Raw genomic sequence first — 16,980 nt, 5'->3', positions numbered from 1 at the left:
CTCAATATCGGTAAATGAGATATATTTTTGAAAATGGAAATAGTAATGAAAAACAACAAAAAAAAACAAATAATTCAAAATACAATTTCTGGATGAATTCGATATTGAGAAGATCCAAAGAAATTGGAAAAATTGAGCTACCAATCTGTTCAATAATTTTAGATGAGAGAGGAAGATGTATCGGGAGAGGGGTTAACACGAGGTATATAAATAAAGATCCATTAGGTCATGCTGAGATAATGGCACTTAGGCAGGCATCTCTAATAAAAAATGATTGGAGATTTAATGAATGTACTATTATCACAAATTTAGAACCTTGTACTATGTGTTCCTCTGCTCTTATTCAAGCGCGGATGGGTAAAGTTATTTTCGGGGCTTACGATAAGAAAAGAGGTGGATTGGGTGGTTCAATTGACCTATCAAAACATGAAAGTGCTCATCACAAAATGGAAATAATTGGAGGTATCCTAGAAGATGAATGCAGTCAAATATTACAGATTTGGTTCAAAAAGTTGAGGACTCAAAAATAGAAAATTTCTTCAGCTCAGTATCAAATAGGTTTAATAATCTGTCAACATTTTCCTCAGATGAATTAAAACCCATTAGCCCTACACGCCACACCTTACCAGATAATTCTCCAAGTCCATTTCCTATTTCAATTCCGAAATTTCTTAAGAGATGATTTCTAAAACCATCCCCATCAACTGCTGGAGGTATTTTAACTGTGGTTAAAGTTGGCAATCTATAATTCTCTGATACATGTAATTCCATTCCAAGACTTTCTAAACCATCCCAAAGTTTCTTTGCATTAGTATTGTGTCTATTCCAAACATTTTCTAAACCCTCTTTCGCAATTAATCGTAAACCTTCACGAATAGCAAAATTCATATTTACTGGTGCAGTATGATGATAAACACGATCAGAACCCCAATATTTATTTAATAGAGATAAATCTAAATACCAGTTAGGTACTTTTGTTTTTCTTGAACTTAGTTTTTCTTCAGCTCTTTTATTCATTGTAAAAGGGCTTAATCCTGGGGGACAACTTAATCCCTTTTGACTACAACTGTATGCTAGATCAATTTTCCATTCGTCTATCAATAATTCTAAAGCGCCAAGTGAAGTAACTGCATCAACTAAAAAAAGGCAGTTATTTTTTCTACATATATCCCCAATACCATCAAGAGGTTGTAAAACACCACTTGATGTTTCAGCATGGACAATAGCAAAAATAGCTGGTTTTTTAGTCTCTATTTCATACTTAATTTCCTCATAAGTAAAAGCCTCACCCCATGGTTTTTCAATAACGGAAATTTGAGCTTTATATCTAGCTGCCATATCAACTAATCTATCTCCAAAATATCCTTTTTTAGCAATAAGAATTTTTTCACCTTCTTCAATAAAATTAGCTATGGAAGCTTCCATGGCTGCACTACCAGTACCACTCATTGGGAGTGTAAGACGATTGTTGCACTGCCAGGTATACCTTAAAAGTTGCTGTACGTCAGACATCAATGAGATATATGCTTCATCTAAATGACCAATAGGATTCAAAGAAAGAGCGCTTAAGACTTCTGGATGTGCATTTGAAGGCCCTGGTCCTAATAAAAGTCTAGAGGGAACATAAGTCTTTGAAAAATGAGATAAATTCTCTTTATTTAAAGCCGGAATAAGTTTTGCTTCTGTCAAAGCATTACATTTAATTACTTTTAAATTAAACTAATATCGACGACTAAGCGATATTTTTTTATAGAAATTAATTCAATTTAAATAATTAAGTAAATAATTATCAAAGTTATGAGTTGAAACACTGAAAGAACGCATCTAGTGTTGAAAAAAGTTACGTTTGATACATAATAAGAATCATCAAGTTATTAATTTCATAGAAGGTATCTCAAAAGTTATGTCTAAGTCTCCACAAGATGTTTTAAGTCAAATTAAAGACGAAGGAATTGAACTAATCGATTTAAAATTCACAGACATCCATGGTAAATGGCAACATTTAACTCTTACATCAGACATGATAGAAGAGGATTCATTTACTGAAGGTCTAGCATTTGATGGTTCATCAATAAGAGGTTGGAAAGCAATTAACGCCTCTGATATGTCAATGGTTCCTGATGCAAGTACAGCATGGATAGATCCTTTTTATAAACATAAAACTCTAAGTATGATTTGCTCTATCCAAGAACCTAGAAGTGGTGAGCCTTATGATAGATGCCCAAGATCTTTAGCTCAAAAGGCTTTAAAGTACTTAGAGTCTACTGGAATTGCTGATACAGCATTTTTTGGACCGGAGCCAGAATTCTTCTTATTTGATGACGTGAGATACGACTCAAAAGAAGGTTCCTGCTTTTATAGTGTAGATACAATTGAAGCTCCATGGAATACAGGGAGGGTTGAAGAAGGCGGAAATTTAGGATACAAGATCCAATACAAAGAGGGTTATTTCCCAGTTTCTCCAAATGATACTGCGCAAGACATCAGATCTGAAATGCTGCTTTTAATGGGTGAATTAGGCATACCCACAGAAAAGCATCACCATGAAGTTGCTGGTGCAGGTCAACACGAACTTGGAATGAAATTTGATTCGTTAATAAATTCTGCTGATAACGTAATGACTTATAAATATGTTGTCAGGAATGTCGCTAAAAAATATGGAAAAACTGCAACGTTTATGCCCAAGCCTGTATTTAACGATAATGGTACTGGAATGCATGTTCACCAAAGTTTATGGAAGAGTGGGCAGCCACTATTTTTTGGTGAAGGGGCATATGCAAATTTATCTCAAACAGCAAGATGGTACATCGGAGGTATACTTAAACACGCTCCATCATTCTTAGCATTTACTAACCCAACTACAAATAGTTATAAACGTTTGGTTCCAGGATTCGAAGCACCTGTAAATCTAGTTTATTCTGAGGGTAATAGATCAGCTGCCGTAAGAATACCTTTAACTGGACCAAGCCCTAAAGCTAAAAGATTAGAATTCAGATCAGGTGACGCACTTGCAAATCCTTACTTAGCTTTTTCTGTAATGATGCTTGCTGGTATTGATGGAATTAAAAATCAAATTGATCCTGGTGATGGAGTAGACGTAGATTTATTTGAACTTCCAGCTGATGAACTAGCAAAAATTGATACAGTACCTTCATCTCTAAATGACTCACTTAATGCGCTAAAAGCAGATAAGGATTATTTATTAGCTGGGGGAGTATTTACTGAAGATTTTATTGATAACTTTATCGATATTAAATACGAAGAGGTACAACAACTAAGACAAAGGCCTCATCCACATGAATTTTTCATGTATTACGATGCATAATTAAAAAACTCATTAGTTTAAATTAATCAATTTGAGAAATATCACAAAATATTCTCAAATTGATTTTTTTTTTGTTGGAATAGATATATATAAATTGAAAAATGGCTAGGGAATCTATTTCAAAAATTGCATATAAAACGCTACAACAAAGCAAAAGCATTGCAGGTTTCGCTCATAAGCAGATCAGTTCAAGATTAATGAATTTTATTCTTCCTGATTCGAAGCTTGAAAATTTTGATATAGATAAGGATCTTCTAATGCAAATCCAAAATTCAATGGATATTTTAAGAGAAGAAGATTGGAATGATGCAGAAAATAATGTATATCCAAAAAAATTAGTGTTTGACGAACCATGGCTTAGATATCTAACTCAATATCCAAAAATTTGGCTTGATATGCCTAACACATGGGATAGACGCAGAAAACAAAACTTTGACGATCTTCCAAAATCAATAGATAAAGATAATTATCCTCAATATTACTTGAGAAATTTTCATCACCAAACAGATGGTTATTTATCAGATTTTTCAGCTAGCATTTATGACCTACAAGTAGAGATACTTTTCAATGGAAGTGCTGACTCAATGAGAAGAAGAATAATTAAGCCAATAAAAGAGGGACTTGAAATGTTTAGCAATAGAAAAAAAAGTTCTATAAAAATACTTGATGTGGCTACAGGATCAGGAAGAACATTAAAACAATTAAGAGCCGCATTTCCTAAAGAAAAAATTACAGGAATTGATTTATCTGATTCATACTTAAAAGAGGCAAGTAGATATATTTCAGATTTAGATGGAGATTTAATTCAGTTATTAAAAGGTAATGCTGAGGAATTACCATTTGAAAATGATAGTTTTCAATGTATTTCTTGTGTTTACTTATTTCATGAATTACCTAGAACAATTAGAGCTAAAGTATTAAATGAATTTTTTAGAGTTCTTGAACCTGGGGGAGTATTAGTGTTAGCTGATTCAATTCAAATAAGTGATTCACCTGACTTCACATCCATAATGGAAAACTTCTATAAATCATTTCATGAGCCTTTTTATTTTGATTACATAAAAGAGGATATAGATTCTAAAATAGAGGAAGTAGGGTTTAAAGATGTAAAATCAAATTCCTTTTTTATGACCAAAGTATGGTCTGCTGTAAAGTAAATAAAAAATTTTATGACTTATTGGGATAAAGATACTATTCAGCTTGTTCAAAGTCTTAATGACAAATTAAAGATTGATCACTCTAAATGGCATAAAGATAAAGGAAATAAATATAAACGATCTGCAGAACTGATTTCGGCGGGATTATGCCATTTAATTATTTCTTGTAATGAGAAGGAAACTATTGAGTATATAGAAGAAAGTATTAAATGGTTAAAAGAAATTAACGTAGATCAACCTTGCCCTAGTAAAAATCACCTTTTTAAAGCCAACTGAAGCCTATTACCTTTACTACTCCATCTAATGTCATCAAAACATTCATTTATAATATAAAGACCACGTCCATTAACACTACTTATTTTTTTTGGTAATTTGTAGTCTCTTTTTTTTATTTCTAAACCATTACCTTGATCTTGAATTTGCCAAACACACCAATTAGGAGTAATTATTCGTCTTACTCTTATATTTTTTTTAGGATCTAATTTGTTTCCATGTTTTACTGCATTAACAAGAGCTTCATGTAAACCAAGTTTTATAAGATAATTTGATTGAGAATATTTTATAGGTTCTAATAATTGATCGACAAATTCATTTAACTGTAATGATGATTCGAATTCGTAATTAGACCAGTTAATCTTTGGTCTCTTAAAAAATTTTTTTAAAATATTTTTGCCCCGAAATAAGGACATAACAATATTTTGATACTCTCTTAATTTTAACTTATTAAATACCTTATTTTAAAGAATATTATTATGTCTTTCTGCAATAGCAGGATGCCTTAGTATCGAGTCCATAAGTCTTACTCCTCTTAGTTGATTTATTAAAGGCATATGTCCATCAGGAGCATCCAATGACCATCGAAAAGATCCAGGATATCTAGTCCACAAGCCATCTTTTTTCCAACCTATTTTCGGCCACATTAATTCATACTTTTCTCCTACTGATTTTAATATCTTTGCTTGAATTGAGAATCCAAATCTACCATTAGAATAAATAATCCACAATCTATCTATTGTTTGTAGATCTTTACCTGACATATTCTTAACTTCACTGTAGAAAACATATCCACGTTTTTCAGCTAATTTTCCAGCTAATTTACGTAAGTATGAACTTGTTAACCTATCTGCTTCTTCAAACTTTTGCTCAACCAACATCAATTGCAAATCTTCATAATTAATATCAATATCTGAATATGTATTAAACCAATTATTGAATTTAGAGTTTTCAAAGAATTCAGGCTTAAATTTCTTTAAAACTTGCAATATCCAACCAGCAGCCCAGTCATCTCCATCTTTATCAAAGATATCAAAAAGAGAAGGGCCAAGTTTATAAATATTTTCGAATTCAGATTCTATTTGACTTAATAAATTTATTCTTTTTCTTTGATTGAAATCTATGAATTTTTTTATAAGATCTAATGTAGCATTATTATGGTTATCTTGTTCTTTGTTATTCATTTTAAAAAATCTATCAAAAAATAAAAACTATCCATGTATTTCGAAAGAAAAGAACTAAAGAAATTTAGATGTTTTAAAGGACCACTTATAGATGTTAGGAGCCCAGGTGAATATTATAAAGGACACATGCCTAATTCTATTAATATTCCACTATTTGATAATGATGAGAGATCAATAATTGGGACGATTTACAAAAAAGAAGGAAGAAAAAAAGCTGTAATAGAGGGATTAAAATTTTTTGAAAAGAAAATGGAATTTCTTCTTGATAATTTATTTATGAGTATTGACTCATATAAAAATATTTCTGAAAATAATAATAAAGAACTTTTTATAAGAATATATTGTTCTAGAGGGGGTATGCGGTCACAAAGTATTGCATGGTTACTAGAAAAATTTAAATTAAATATCGTTACACTTAATGGAGGATATAAAATATATAGGAGATGGGTATTAGATAGTTTTTCAAAAAAGTTGAATATTGTAGTAATTGGCGGAAAAACAGGAACAGGGAAGACAAGATTATTATCATTACTAGATAAATATAAATACCAAACTATTGATCTTGAAGGATTTGCTTGTCATAGAGGAAGTACATTTGGAGGTTTAGGAATGAAAGAACAACCTTCAAATGAACAATTTGAAAATATTATTGCAGAAAAATTAAATTCTTTTAAATGTTCTAATAATATCTTTGTAGAAGCTGAAAGTGCAAATATAGGTAAATGTAAAATCCCTCATGAATTCTTCAAACAGATGAAAAATTCAAGGAGAATTGAAATTTTAAGGAGCGAATCAAATAGATTAGATGAGTTGATAGATACTTATAGTGTTTTTAAGAAAAAGGAACTCAAAGAATCTGTATTACGAATAAAAAAAAGATTAGGACCGCAAAGAACAAAAATAGCCCTAGAATCTATTAATAATGAGAGATGGGACTTAGTTTGCAGATCAGTTCTAAATTATTATGATAAATGTTACGAATATGAAAAGGTTGGCAAAACAAATATCAAGTTATTAGATTTAACAGACAAACAATATGATGAAAAGATCCTAAAGTTAATAAATAATGTTTTATAAAATTACAAACGAATGTGAAAAATATTTCCTAAAATAAAAAATTATAAAAGAATGTCATGACATCAAATAAAACTGCAAAAATACAATTTTATGAAGGAACAGATGAGCCAGTAGTTCCTGAAATAAGACTGACTAGGAGTAAGGATGGTACTACCGGCCAAGCATTATTTTTGTTCGAAAAACCTCAGGCACTATCTTCAATTACAGACGGTGAAATCACAGGTATGCGTATGATTGACTCTGAAGGTGAAATACTAACTAGGGAAGTTAAAGTAAAGTTTGTTGATGGAGAACCAATATTTTTGGAAGCAGTTTATATTTGGAAGAACACATTAGACTTTGATAGATTTATGAGGTTTGCAAATAGTTATGCCAAATCAAATGGATTAGGATATTCTGAGAAGAAGTAGAATATTTTGAAAATTGAGTAGTTCATCATATTTCAAGTTAGTAGCAATTTTAATTACTTCGTTAATAATATGGACTTTAAGAGATTTTCTCTTGTTAATAATTTGTTCTTTAGTAATTTCAAATATTGTATGTAATTTATGTAATCAAATGCAAAAGGTGTTGAAAATTCCCCGATCGTTGTCATTGTTTCTTGTCTTAACAGTTATATCAATAATAGTATTTACTATTTTTATTCTTGTATTGCCACCTTTTATAAAAGAGTTTAATGAAATACTAGTTGATATTCCAAATGGTTTATCAAAAATAAATATATTGATTAATTCAAATCTGAACAAATTTAATAGCCTATTTTATGGAGAACAATCAGAAAATTCTATAGACATTTTCAGTCTTATAAATAATGTAGTTACCATTCCAGATGCCTCAACCATTGCAAAAGCCATTCAAGAAAGTTTTAAGAATTTAATAAACATAGCTGGTAATCTGGGTTCAGGTCTATTGAAATTAATATTCGTATTAGCAGTGAGTTTGATGATTTCTATTGAACCAAAACAATATAAAGAAAACATACTTCTATTAATTCCAAAAAATTATCGCAACAAATTTAGAAATATACTGGAAAAATGCAATATTGCATTAGCAAATTGGACCTTTTCTATGGTCATAAGCTCATTATCAGTAGGTTTATTATCATTAATAGTTTTGTCTATATTAGATGTCAAATATGTTATCTCAAATGCTTTAATAGCCATGGTTCTTAATATAATTCCAAATATAGGACCAGTTATTAGTGGTGTATTTCCAATCTCAATTGCACTATTAGATAATTTTTGGAAACCACTGGCCGTTTTAGGAGCTTATGTAATCATTCAAAATATTGAAAGCTATATAATAATGCCTTCTATATTGAAGAAAAAAGCAAACTTACTTCCTGGTTTGACATTAATATCACAATTTGGATTTACCTTCATTTTTGGTCCATTAGGTTTAATACTATCTCTTCCATTAGCTGTAGTAATACAGGTTCTAATCAAAGAATCATTTAAAGATATATAAAATCTACTTAATTAATTTTTTATATATATATGGGTATGAAAAAAGAATAAAAAAAGCTAAGGGATGTTTACCAATAGCAAAATATAGTGAACTAAAAGTAAAATGATCAAATAATATTCTTAGCTCAGTAGAAAGATCTATTAAAACTAAAGAAAACAAAATTATTAAATAATAATTCAATTTCATACAATTAAAAGCCTAAGCTCAGTCTTTCAGCAACAAAGATGGGGCCAATAAAATACTTGAATAACTTCCAACTATAATTCCTAATGATAAGGACAAAGAAAACCAAAATAGCGAGTAAGAGCCAAACAAAATTATACTTAATAAAGGGATAAGGGTTGTAATACTGGTAAACGTGGTTCTCCTAAATGAATCGTTTACTGATAATTGAATAATTTCGTTATAGTCTTCTTTCTTTGATTTTAAATTTTCACGAATTCTATCAAAAATTACAACGGTATCATTTACAGAATACCCAGCAATAGTTAACAACGACACAGCAAATAAACTATTTACTTCAACAGATAATATAATTCCTAACCAGGAGAATATACCGAAAACAATTAATAAATCATGGAATAAAGCTAATAAAGCAAATAATGCATATTTTTTATCAAATCTAATAGTTATATATAAAGATATTGCAAATAAAGAAACTAACAATGAAGTAACACAATTAGTAAGTAATCTTTTCCCAAGCTTTGGACCAATTAATCTTGAATCCTTACTCTCATAATTAAGAGGTCCAATAATATTATCAAGATTTTTAATAAGATTATTTGATTCTTCGATACTCAAATAAGGTGTTCTTATTGAAATTAATTTATCATTATTTTGGAATTGTAATTTAATATTATTTAAGATTTTTTTATTTTCAGAGATCTCTCTTAAATTTTCTAAAACAGAATCGGGGGGAAATTTAGAACATTGATCATCACAAATTCTCTCTATTCTTAGTTCATTTCCTCCAACAAAATCCATCCCTAAATTTATAGGTTTCTTATAAGAAGTATTAAAACTAGAATATAAAATTCCTAAAAGACTCAACAAAATAAGAACAGTTGAAAAACTAATTATCTTTCTTTTATTTTTTTTTAGTTCAAGATTGTATTTCATGGGAAAGTAAGAATTAAAAAATTTAATTTGAGAAATTATTCCTTGGTAGATAGAGGTTTTTTTGTCTTAAAGATTGATATGTTGTAAAAAATCGCAAAATAGTTTTAGAACAATTTAATGAGGTAAACAAGCTTATTAATACTCCAATACCTAATGTTGCCGCAAAACCTTTAACAAAATTTGTTCCTAATATAAACAATACAAAACAACTTAGAAGAGTTGTAATATGGCCATCAACTATTGATGAATTAGCTCTTTGGAAACCGCTATCTATAGATCTTGTAAGAGTATTACCATCATATAATTCTTCTCTAATTCTCTCAAATATTAGAATATTTGCATCAACGGCCATACCGATGCTAAGTATAAGACCAGATATTCCAGGTAAAGTCAAAGTTACAGGAATTAATGAATATAGGGCCAAGTTAAAAAAACCATAAAGTACTAGAGAAAGAACTGAAACAAAACCTAGAATTCTATAATTAAAAATCATAAATATACCAACAAAAATTAATCCACTAATAGCTGCATAAAGACTTTTTAAAATATTTTTGGATCCCAAAAGAGCACCTATAGTATTAGTTTCTACTATTTCAATAGGCAATGGCAATGAACCACCTTTAAGTTGAACTTCTAATTCTCTAGCATTTTCAGCGCTAAAATTACCACTTATTGTTGCTGATCCACCTGTAATTCCAGTATTAACAAACTGACTACCAACGCTGGCTTCACTTATTGATTCACCATCAAGAATGATAGCCAATAGTTGATTAGTGCCAGCAATTGACTTTGTAATTTCTGCAAACTTTTCACCTCCTGAATTACTAAAAGTTAATAAAACTTCCCAATTATTATTTGTTTGTTCTTGTCTCCTTCCTGCGTTAATAAGATCCTTACCAGATAAGTCTGTTTTAATAAATAAATTTGTAATTTCTTTATCAACATACTTTTTAATTTCAATTAACTTACTATATAAATCACTATTAGTAGATGAGTAATTTAAATCTTGCTCTATCTCATTAAGATCATCTTGAATAATCTTTAAGAAATTATCATCATATTGACTTTTTTCTGAAGAGGAATATTGTTCAATTAATTCTTTAATATTAAACCTCTGAAATTGCAGAGTTTTTAAATCAGTAGATGTTCCTTCTTTTTGGGTCCTAAATTCTAATAAAGCAGTCTTACCTAAAACTCTTGAAGCAACAAGTGGATTTTGTTCTCCAGGTAATTCTAAAATCAATTGATCTCCACCTAGGGTTTGCAAGTTAGATTCTGAAACACCTAAGTTGTTAACTCGTCTATCTATAACCGAATTAACTGCATCAAGTTCATCCTTTGTTACCTTACCTTCTTCTTTAATAATTTGTAGTGTAAGTTGAGAACCTCCTTTTAAATCCAATCCCAACTGTAAGGGATAATTTATTAATAGATAAACAGATAACGTAAGTAGAAATATAATAAAAAAAAGCCAACCTTGCCTTCTTTTCATTCTCTATATGCTCCCACTAATTAAATCTTCAACTTTTTCAACAATTTGATGTGGTTGAATTATTGTCAAATTCTCAAGATTTCCATTATACGGAGTTGGAATATCCTGACTAGATAATCTAATTGGTCGGGCATCAAGATCATCGAAACACTCCTCTGTTATCAAGGCGATTAATTCTGCACCAATACCTCCAGTCTTCATACATTCTTCAACAATAATTACATTATTGGTTTTTCTTATTGATTTTGAGATAGTTTCCATATCAAATGGTTTTAAACTTATTAAATCTATTAACTCAACATCTATTCCTTTTTTTTCTAATTCTTCAACAGCTTTAAGGCAGTGATGTCTCATTCTTGAATAAGTCAATAAAGTAATATCTTTACCTTCTTTTACAATGTCAGCCTGATCTAAAGCACAAGTATAATCACCCTCAGGCAATTCTTCAGACAAGTTGTATAGAAGAACATGTTCGAAAAATAGAACCGGATTATCATCTCTTATAGCTGCTTTCATTAAACCCTTAGCATTTATAGGTGTACTGCACGCAACAATCTTTATACCAGGAACTGCATGAAAATAGGCTTCAAGTCTTTGACTGTGTTCAGCACCAAGTTGACGACCAACTCCTCCAGGTCCTCTAACTACTGCTGGTATTTTATAATTTCCTCCGCTTGTATATCTAAGCATCCCCATATTATTTGATATCTGATTAAAAGCTAATAGCAAAAAACCCATATTCATTCCTTCTACTATTGGTCTTAACCCAGTCATTGCTGCACCCACAGCCATTCCCGTAAAACTATTCTCTGCAATTGGAGTATCTAGGACTCTTAACTCTCCATATTTCTCATATAAATCCTTAGTAACCTTGTAAGATCCTCCATATTGACCAACATCTTCCCCCATAACGCAAACATTTACATCATTTGCCATTTCTTCATCAATTGCCTCTTTCAAAGCATTAAATAATAATGTTCCAGCCACAATTAATTACCTAATTAATCACATATATAATCCTACCACTTTGATTAATTTAACCTCCTTCAGCAAATGTTATAAGTAGTAATATTGACAAAATCATTCCTGGTGAAAGCAAAAGTATTAATAGTCCTAAGTCATGTAGAGACATTCAATGAAAGTGTTTTTTTTAATGATATGCACAATTCAACTTTTCTTCAGAAAAAAACTTCGAATAAATACAATAAAAAGTCCTATACCTATAAAAGCAAAAGAAAAAGTTAGCAAAAAAGATAATCCAATTATTAAGGTATTAATACTAGAAGAAATATTTTGGACTATTTCAGAAGAATTAGTTGGTTTATGTATTGAAAAATAAATTGCAATTTTATTACTTAAAAAATAAAAAAATATAAATAATAAAAAACTGGTTAATGATCCTACAATAAAATTTAATGGTCCTTTTTCGGGAATATTTTTTTCAATATATTTATTACTATTATCAGCCACAATAAAATTTTGTATAAAAAAAATTTAAATAAATGTTATTCCTTTTTCAAGGAAAGTGCAAACCCATGAATCGTAACCATTATCTTTAAATAATTTATAATTTGCAGCTAATTCTTTTTTAGCAGTCTCCAAATCCTTAAAAAGTGCAAAGCATGTTGGACCTGATCCACTCATTGAAAATGACAGACTATTCTTTAATTTAGAAAGTAAATATAATGCCTGCTTTACAGACGCATTGTCATTTCCAACAACTAACTGCAAATCATTTTTAATATTTAAATTTTGATTATCAAAATTTAAGTTATTTAAACCATTATCTCTTAAATTTTTTCTTATGTTCTCAATCATTTCTTTATTAATAAGATATTGATCACAAAATCTATTACTATATTTTTTATAAATTTCAGCAGTAGATACTGATACATTTGGATTTTTTAAAAGAATTACTGCATATTCAAAGACTGAATCTAATTTCTCCAAAATTTCGCCTCTTCCAAAACATAATTGAATACCTCCATTTATAAAAAATGGAATATCAGATCCTAAAGTTGATGCTAATGAACATAATGTTTTTTGATCTAAGTTCAAATCCCATAATTTATTAAGACCAATTAATGTTGCTGCTGCATTACTGGATCCGCCTGCTAATCCTGCACCAATTGGAATGTTTTTTCTTAAAAATATATTCGCACCAATATCTATATTTGATTTTTCCCTTAAAAGATTTGCCGATTTAACAATTAAGTTATCACTAGATAAACTTAAATCATTACAATCAGAATCAAGTTTAATTAAACCTTCATTGTTAATTTGAAACTCTAAATAATCAGAAAGATCAATATTTTGCATAATCATTGCTAACTCATGGAATCCATCCTCTCTTTTCCCAATAACTTCAAGGTGTAAATTTATTTTGGCAGGAGATTTTATAATAATTTTCTTTTTAGCTAAATCTTGCATATAGTTAAATTTTTATTTTTTAATTTTAATACAATTTTCTGCAAGCTTAATCCATTGGTCAATTGAAATATCTTGTGGTCTTAGATTGAAGCATACTTTTGAATATTCAGATAATTCATTTATCTCTTCATTTGAAAGTATTGAATTGAGAGTATTTCTAAGCATTTTTCTTCTTGAATTAAATGAAATTCGAAGAAGTTTATCTATATATTTTTCTAGACTAATGTCTAATCTTAAATCATTTCTAATTGGTTCGAAAACTACTAAAGAAGAAAAAACTTTTGGAGGCGGACTAAATGATGAAGGCGGTACATCGCAAATTTTTTTTATTTTTGATAAGAGTTGCATTCTTACACTAAGCGCACCAGCATTGGGACTTCCTTCATTTGACAAAATCCTATCTACAACGTCTTTCTGCATTAAAAATATTATTTTTTCATAATTATAGTTTCTTATAATGCCCAATCGCCCTATGAAAATATCCAATATTGGGCCTGTTATATTGTAAGGAATATTTGCAATAACCTTCGTAATCTTCTTATTAATTGAATCTAAATTTACAGTAAGGATATCTCCCTGCTGAAGTGTAAACTTATCATTATTATTGAATTTGTTATTTAATAAATTTATTAAATCTTTATCTAATTCAATTGCATGTAATTTTTTAATTTCTGAATCTAATAACTTAGATGTTAAAGCTCCTTTACCTGGACCAATTTCTAAAATAAAGTCATTTTCATTAAGAACAGCAATTTCTTTAATTTTTTCTAATATTTTTTTATTTACCAACCAGTGTTGTCCAAATCTTTTTTTTTGATGATAGTTTTTAGAATTCATCTAAAAGATAAATAATATGTTTAAATTAAATATGAATTTATTTAATACTTTATATCATGAGCTTATCAAAAAAAAATTTAGATAAACTCAATAAATTTAAAAAAAATAAAAATTTAAATAATGAAAGTAAAAATATAAGTAATTACACAAATGTACCTAACAATGATAATTTTATCTCTAATTCACATAATTCAGAAGATCCCAATAAAATTTTTTATTCTTTAATTGATAATTCAGAATCTTTAGAAGAGACTTCTAACGTTAATAATTCATTAAGAAAAAGTGAGCTTAATCAAATTAATATGAATTCTAAAAAAGCTAAATTAACAACTGAAGAGGAACTATATGATGAATTTAATTATCTTCTTGATGAATAATTATTTTTAATATTTACTTATGCTTCAGAGTAATAGATTAACAATTTATGCTATTGGCAAAATAAAGAAAATTTGGATTAGAGATGGAATTAATCAATACAAAAAAAGAATGCCTGAACTTATCATTAATGAGTTAAAGACTTTTAATTTAAATAATCTTAGATCTAATAACAACATCATTATCTGCCTAAGTGAAGAAGGGAAGCAGTTTAATTCAGTTGATTTTTGTTCTTTTCTCTTAAGTTTTAAAAATAAAAAAATTAATTTCTTAATCGGTGATACTGATGGAATAAGTTCAGATATAAAAAAAAATTCAGATCTTATACTAAGTTTATCTCCTTTAACTTTTCCTCATGAATTAGCTAGATTAATTCTAATCGAGCAAATCTATAGAGCTGTCTCTATATCTAACAACTCCCCTTACCATCGCTCTTAAAAGATTAGATTTAATCTAAAATTAATCTATAAAACTTTAATAACTAACTATTTTTTTGATTTTTATTATATAGTACATATATACTATTAATTTAAGTCTTGGATTCCTTTGATTCAGCTAGTAAAAGGTTCAGAATCCCCTTATTAAATGGTTCGGTATCTGCAGGATTTCCTTCTCCCGCAGATGACTATACGGAAGAAAATATTGATTTAAATGAACATTTAATATCTAATCCGTTTAGTACTTTTTTTCTTAGAGTTAAAGGTGAATCAATGATAAATGCAGGTATTAAAGATAAAGATTTAATAATAGTAGACAAGAGTTTAATAGCCAAGCCAGGGGATATTGTCATTGCAATGATAGACGGGGAATTTACAATAAAAAGATTATCTATAAAAAATGACGAATTATATTTAAAAGCAGAAAATCATAATTATCCTGATTTTAGCTTTAAAAACCATATTGATGTACAGATATGGGGAGTGGTTATTTATTCAATACATAGCTATTTATGAGAATTTCAAGTAATGAGGCTATAGCTCTTATAGATGCTAATAATTTTTATGCCTCATGTGAACAAAATATTAATCCTAATTTGAGAAATAAACCAGTAGTAATTTTATCTAATAATGATGGATGTATCATTGCGAGAAGTTCTGAAGCGCGAGCTTTAAAAATTAAAATGGGAACTCCTTATTTTAAGATCAAAGAAAAATTAAATAAATTAGATGTAGCAGTCTTAAGCTCAAACTACTCGCTTTACGGCGATATGAGCAGAAGACTAATGAATTTACTAAAAAACCATTGCGAAGAAATAGAAATTTATTCTATTGACGAAGCATTTGTCTCAATTTCCAGACCTAATGATAAAAATCTATATCCTTGGGCAAGAAACATAAGATCATTAATATATCAGAATCTAGGGATTACCATAACAGTAGGAATAGGAGAAAATAAAGTAAGAGCAAAAATTGCTAATAAATTAGCTAAAAATATTGATTATTCAGCTGGAATATTTGATTTAGCTAGAACCAGAAATGAGAATAATTATTTAAAAAGAATTAGTGTAGATAAGATATGGGGAGTCGGTAAACAAACCTCTAATTGGTTGCAAAGTAAAGGTATTAAGAATGCGAAAGAATTAAGAGATATGAAAGAAAATGAAATCACCAAGAAACTAGGCATAGTAGGAAAAAGATTGCAATTAGAACTAAAAGGTTATAAATGTCTGTCTATAGAAAAAAACAAGAAATCAAAAAAAGAAATTCAGGTAAGCAGGAGTTTCGGTACTCCTGTCACAAAATTAGAAGACTTAACTCAAGCACTAGCGACTCACGCAATAAAAGCATCTGAAAAAATGAGAAGTCAGAATTTGCAATCATCTAATATTAGAGTATTTGCAAGAACCAGTAAATATTCAAGTCAAAATTATCAAAGAAGTGCTCATAAAAAACTTACAAATGCAACAGACGACACAAATAGCATTTTAAAAATAGTAGTTGAATTATCTAAGGAAATTTATAATCCCGAATATAAATTTTCAAAAGCTGGTGTTTTAATGCAGGATTTGACTAGTAGCGAATATTTACAGCAATCAATTATCAATTACAAATCTCAGAAAGACCTAAAAAAATCAGCAATTCTCATGAGAACTATTGATTTATTAAATAAAAGATTTAATAACAATGCAATTACATGGGCTATTACAAAAAAGCCAAAAAGTTGGACGATGAATAAGAATTTCTTAAGTCGCTCATCTACAACTGATATAGAACAGATCCCAACTATAGTAAAGTAAAAAAACAA

Annotated in this window: 20 protein-coding genes; 11 read left to right on the top strand and 9 right to left on the bottom strand. The window is 29.0% G+C overall.

Features of this window, described 5'->3' with window-relative positions; genetic code table 11:
- Positions 1-14 precede the first annotated feature (14 nt).
- Positions 15-530 (top strand): nucleoside deaminase, encoded by a 516-nt coding sequence (locus EW14_RS04615; protein WP_042850335.1) that lies wholly within the window; start codon positions 15-17, stop codon positions 528-530.
- Here EW14_RS04615 and EW14_RS04610 read toward each other — a convergent pair.
- Positions 505-1,689: an alanine--glyoxylate aminotransferase family protein gene (locus tag EW14_RS04610; RefSeq protein WP_042850334.1), complete on the bottom strand. Its 1,185-nt coding sequence runs from the start codon at positions 1,687-1,689 to the stop codon at positions 505-507. The two genes, EW14_RS04615 and EW14_RS04610, sit on opposite strands and share 26 nt — an antisense overlap.
- A gap of 214 nt (positions 1,690-1,903) precedes the next feature.
- Here EW14_RS04610 and glnA point away from each other — a divergent pair, with 214 nt between their 5' ends.
- The 3 genes from glnA (at position 1,904) to EW14_RS04595 (ending at position 4,758) form a co-directional block, all read left to right on the top strand.
- A complete protein-coding gene (gene glnA / locus EW14_RS04605) occupies positions 1,904-3,325 on the top strand; it encodes a type I glutamate--ammonia ligase (protein ID WP_042850333.1) in 1,422 nt (473 codons plus the stop codon).
- A 101-nt stretch (positions 3,326-3,426) separates the two neighbouring features.
- Entirely contained in the window at positions 3,427-4,482 is a 1,056-nt protein-coding gene (locus EW14_RS04600) for a class I SAM-dependent methyltransferase (RefSeq protein WP_042850332.1), read from the top strand.
- A gap of 12 nt (positions 4,483-4,494) precedes the next feature.
- The gene (locus EW14_RS04595; protein WP_032518874.1) at positions 4,495-4,758 is read left to right on the top strand and encodes a DUF6439 family protein; all 264 of its coding nucleotides are present in this window, start codon (positions 4,495-4,497) and stop codon (positions 4,756-4,758) included.
- Here EW14_RS04595 and EW14_RS04590 read toward each other — a convergent pair.
- Together EW14_RS04590 and EW14_RS04585 are read right to left on the bottom strand one after the other, a co-directional pair.
- Complete coding sequence (locus EW14_RS04590) at positions 4,737-5,171, bottom strand: ATP-binding protein (protein WP_042850330.1); 435 nt, start codon at positions 5,169-5,171, stop codon at positions 4,737-4,739. The genes EW14_RS04595 and EW14_RS04590 overlap by 22 nt on opposite strands.
- Positions 5,172-5,219: 48 nt before the next feature.
- Complete coding sequence (locus EW14_RS04585) at positions 5,220-5,939, bottom strand: GUN4 domain-containing protein (protein ID WP_042850329.1); 720 nt, start codon at positions 5,937-5,939, stop codon at positions 5,220-5,222.
- Positions 5,940-5,972: 33 nt separating this feature from the next.
- Here EW14_RS04585 and mnmH point away from each other — a divergent pair, with 33 nt between their 5' ends.
- From mnmH to EW14_RS04570, 3 genes are read left to right on the top strand one after another with little or no spacing between them, the layout of a single operon-like run.
- On the top strand, positions 5,973-7,016 hold the full coding sequence (gene mnmH, locus EW14_RS04580; protein WP_042850328.1) for a tRNA 2-selenouridine(34) synthase MnmH: 1,044 nt from the start codon (positions 5,973-5,975) through the stop codon (positions 7,014-7,016).
- A gap of 56 nt (positions 7,017-7,072) precedes the next feature.
- The gene (gene psb28, locus EW14_RS04575; RefSeq protein ID WP_042850327.1) at positions 7,073-7,426 is read left to right on the top strand and encodes a photosystem II reaction center protein Psb28; all 354 of its coding nucleotides are present in this window, start codon (positions 7,073-7,075) and stop codon (positions 7,424-7,426) included.
- A 13-nt stretch (positions 7,427-7,439) separates the two neighbouring features.
- Positions 7,440-8,483, top strand: a complete 1,044-nt coding sequence (locus EW14_RS04570; RefSeq protein WP_042850326.1) for an AI-2E family transporter — start codon at positions 7,440-7,442, stop codon at positions 8,481-8,483.
- 204 nt (positions 8,484-8,687) lie between these two features.
- On the opposite strand, the gene secF is transcribed toward EW14_RS04570, so the two are convergent.
- The 6 genes from secF to rsmA all read right to left on the bottom strand — a co-directional run bounded on the left by secF (position 8,688) and on the right by rsmA (position 14,361).
- Positions 8,688-9,602 carry a protein translocase subunit SecF gene (gene secF / locus EW14_RS04560; RefSeq protein ID WP_042850324.1) on the bottom strand — a complete coding sequence of 305 codons (915 nt, stop codon included), beginning with the start codon at positions 9,600-9,602 and terminating at the stop codon, positions 8,688-8,690.
- A gap of 22 nt (positions 9,603-9,624) precedes the next feature.
- Positions 9,625-11,094, bottom strand: coding sequence for a protein translocase subunit SecD (gene secD, locus EW14_RS04555; RefSeq protein ID WP_042850323.1), 1,470 nt, complete (start codon positions 11,092-11,094; stop codon positions 9,625-9,627).
- A gap of 3 nt (positions 11,095-11,097) precedes the next feature.
- Positions 11,098-12,081 (bottom strand): pyruvate dehydrogenase complex E1 component subunit beta, encoded by a 984-nt coding sequence (locus tag EW14_RS04550; RefSeq protein ID WP_042850322.1) that lies wholly within the window; start codon positions 12,079-12,081, stop codon positions 11,098-11,100.
- A gap of 180 nt (positions 12,082-12,261) precedes the next feature.
- Entirely contained in the window at positions 12,262-12,564 is a 303-nt protein-coding gene (locus EW14_RS04545) for a DUF3082 domain-containing protein (RefSeq protein WP_081925736.1), read from the bottom strand.
- Positions 12,565-12,588: 24 nt separating this feature from the next.
- Positions 12,589-13,524, bottom strand: a complete 936-nt coding sequence (gene ispE / locus EW14_RS04540; RefSeq protein WP_042850320.1) for a 4-(cytidine 5'-diphospho)-2-C-methyl-D-erythritol kinase — start codon at positions 13,522-13,524, stop codon at positions 12,589-12,591.
- A 12-nt stretch (positions 13,525-13,536) separates the two neighbouring features.
- Positions 13,537-14,361, bottom strand: coding sequence for a 16S rRNA (adenine(1518)-N(6)/adenine(1519)-N(6))-dimethyltransferase RsmA (rsmA, locus tag EW14_RS04535; protein WP_042850319.1), 825 nt, complete (start codon positions 14,359-14,361; stop codon positions 13,537-13,539).
- A 56-nt stretch (positions 14,362-14,417) separates the two neighbouring features.
- On the opposite strand from rsmA, the gene EW14_RS04530 reads away from it, so the two are divergent.
- The 4 genes from EW14_RS04530 to EW14_RS04515 all read left to right on the top strand — a co-directional run bounded on the left by EW14_RS04530 (position 14,418) and on the right by EW14_RS04515 (position 16,972).
- Positions 14,418-14,738 (top strand): hypothetical protein, encoded by a 321-nt coding sequence (locus tag EW14_RS04530; protein WP_042850318.1) that lies wholly within the window; start codon positions 14,418-14,420, stop codon positions 14,736-14,738.
- A gap of 19 nt (positions 14,739-14,757) precedes the next feature.
- Positions 14,758-15,174: a 23S rRNA (pseudouridine(1915)-N(3))-methyltransferase RlmH gene (locus EW14_RS04525; protein ID WP_042850316.1), complete on the top strand. Its 417-nt coding sequence runs from the start codon at positions 14,758-14,760 to the stop codon at positions 15,172-15,174.
- 98 nt (positions 15,175-15,272) lie between these two features.
- On the top strand, positions 15,273-15,689 hold the full coding sequence (locus EW14_RS04520) for a LexA family transcriptional regulator (RefSeq protein ID WP_042850315.1): 417 nt from the start codon (positions 15,273-15,275) through the stop codon (positions 15,687-15,689).
- Positions 15,686-16,972, top strand: coding sequence for a Y-family DNA polymerase (locus EW14_RS04515; protein ID WP_042850314.1), 1,287 nt, complete (start codon positions 15,686-15,688; stop codon positions 16,970-16,972). Before EW14_RS04520 ends, EW14_RS04515 begins: the two co-directional genes overlap by 4 nt.
- Positions 16,973-16,980 lie beyond the last annotated feature (8 nt).

It is taken from the genome of Prochlorococcus sp. MIT 0604 (genome assembly GCF_000757845.1).
Taxonomy (GTDB): domain Bacteria; phylum Cyanobacteriota; class Cyanobacteriia; order PCC-6307; family Cyanobiaceae; genus Prochlorococcus_A.
The sequence above is the reverse complement of the archived record's forward strand: the minus strand, read 5'-3'. Positions and strand labels throughout refer to the sequence as shown.

What these genes read in the sequence shown, in the direction of transcription:
- EW14_RS04615 (WP_042850335.1), top strand. Translation starts at nt 15, where the DNA reads ATGAGATATATTTTTGAAAATGGAAATAGTAATGAAAAACAACAAAAA.
- glnA (WP_042850333.1), top strand. Translation starts at nt 1,904, where the DNA reads ATGTCTAAGTCTCCACAAGATGTTTTAAGTCAAATTAAAGACGAAGGA.
- EW14_RS04600 (WP_042850332.1), top strand. Translation starts at nt 3,427, where the DNA reads ATGGCTAGGGAATCTATTTCAAAAATTGCATATAAAACGCTACAACAA.
- EW14_RS04595 (WP_032518874.1), top strand. Translation starts at nt 4,495, where the DNA reads ATGACTTATTGGGATAAAGATACTATTCAGCTTGTTCAAAGTCTTAAT.
- EW14_RS04590 (WP_042850330.1), bottom strand. Translation starts at nt 5,171, where the DNA reads ATGTCCTTATTTCGGGGCAAAAATATTTTAAAAAAATTTTTTAAGAGA.
- EW14_RS04585 (WP_042850329.1), bottom strand. Translation starts at nt 5,939, where the DNA reads ATGAATAACAAAGAACAAGATAACCATAATAATGCTACATTAGATCTT.
- mnmH (WP_042850328.1), top strand. Translation starts at nt 5,973, where the DNA reads ATGTATTTCGAAAGAAAAGAACTAAAGAAATTTAGATGTTTTAAAGGA.
- psb28 (WP_042850327.1), top strand. Translation starts at nt 7,073, where the DNA reads ATGACATCAAATAAAACTGCAAAAATACAATTTTATGAAGGAACAGAT.
- secF (WP_042850324.1), bottom strand. Translation starts at nt 9,602, where the DNA reads ATGAAATACAATCTTGAACTAAAAAAAAATAAAAGAAAGATAATTAGT.
- secD (WP_042850323.1), bottom strand. Translation starts at nt 11,094, where the DNA reads ATGAAAAGAAGGCAAGGTTGGCTTTTTTTTATTATATTTCTACTTACG.
- ispE (WP_042850320.1), bottom strand. Translation starts at nt 13,524, where the DNA reads ATGCAAGATTTAGCTAAAAAGAAAATTATTATAAAATCTCCTGCCAAA.
- rsmA (WP_042850319.1), bottom strand. Translation starts at nt 14,361, where the DNA reads ATGAATTCTAAAAACTATCATCAAAAAAAAAGATTTGGACAACACTGG.
- EW14_RS04530 (WP_042850318.1), top strand. Translation starts at nt 14,418, where the DNA reads ATGAGCTTATCAAAAAAAAATTTAGATAAACTCAATAAATTTAAAAAA.
- EW14_RS04525 (WP_042850316.1), top strand. Translation starts at nt 14,758, where the DNA reads ATGCTTCAGAGTAATAGATTAACAATTTATGCTATTGGCAAAATAAAG.
- EW14_RS04515 (WP_042850314.1), top strand. Translation starts at nt 15,686, where the DNA reads ATGAGAATTTCAAGTAATGAGGCTATAGCTCTTATAGATGCTAATAAT.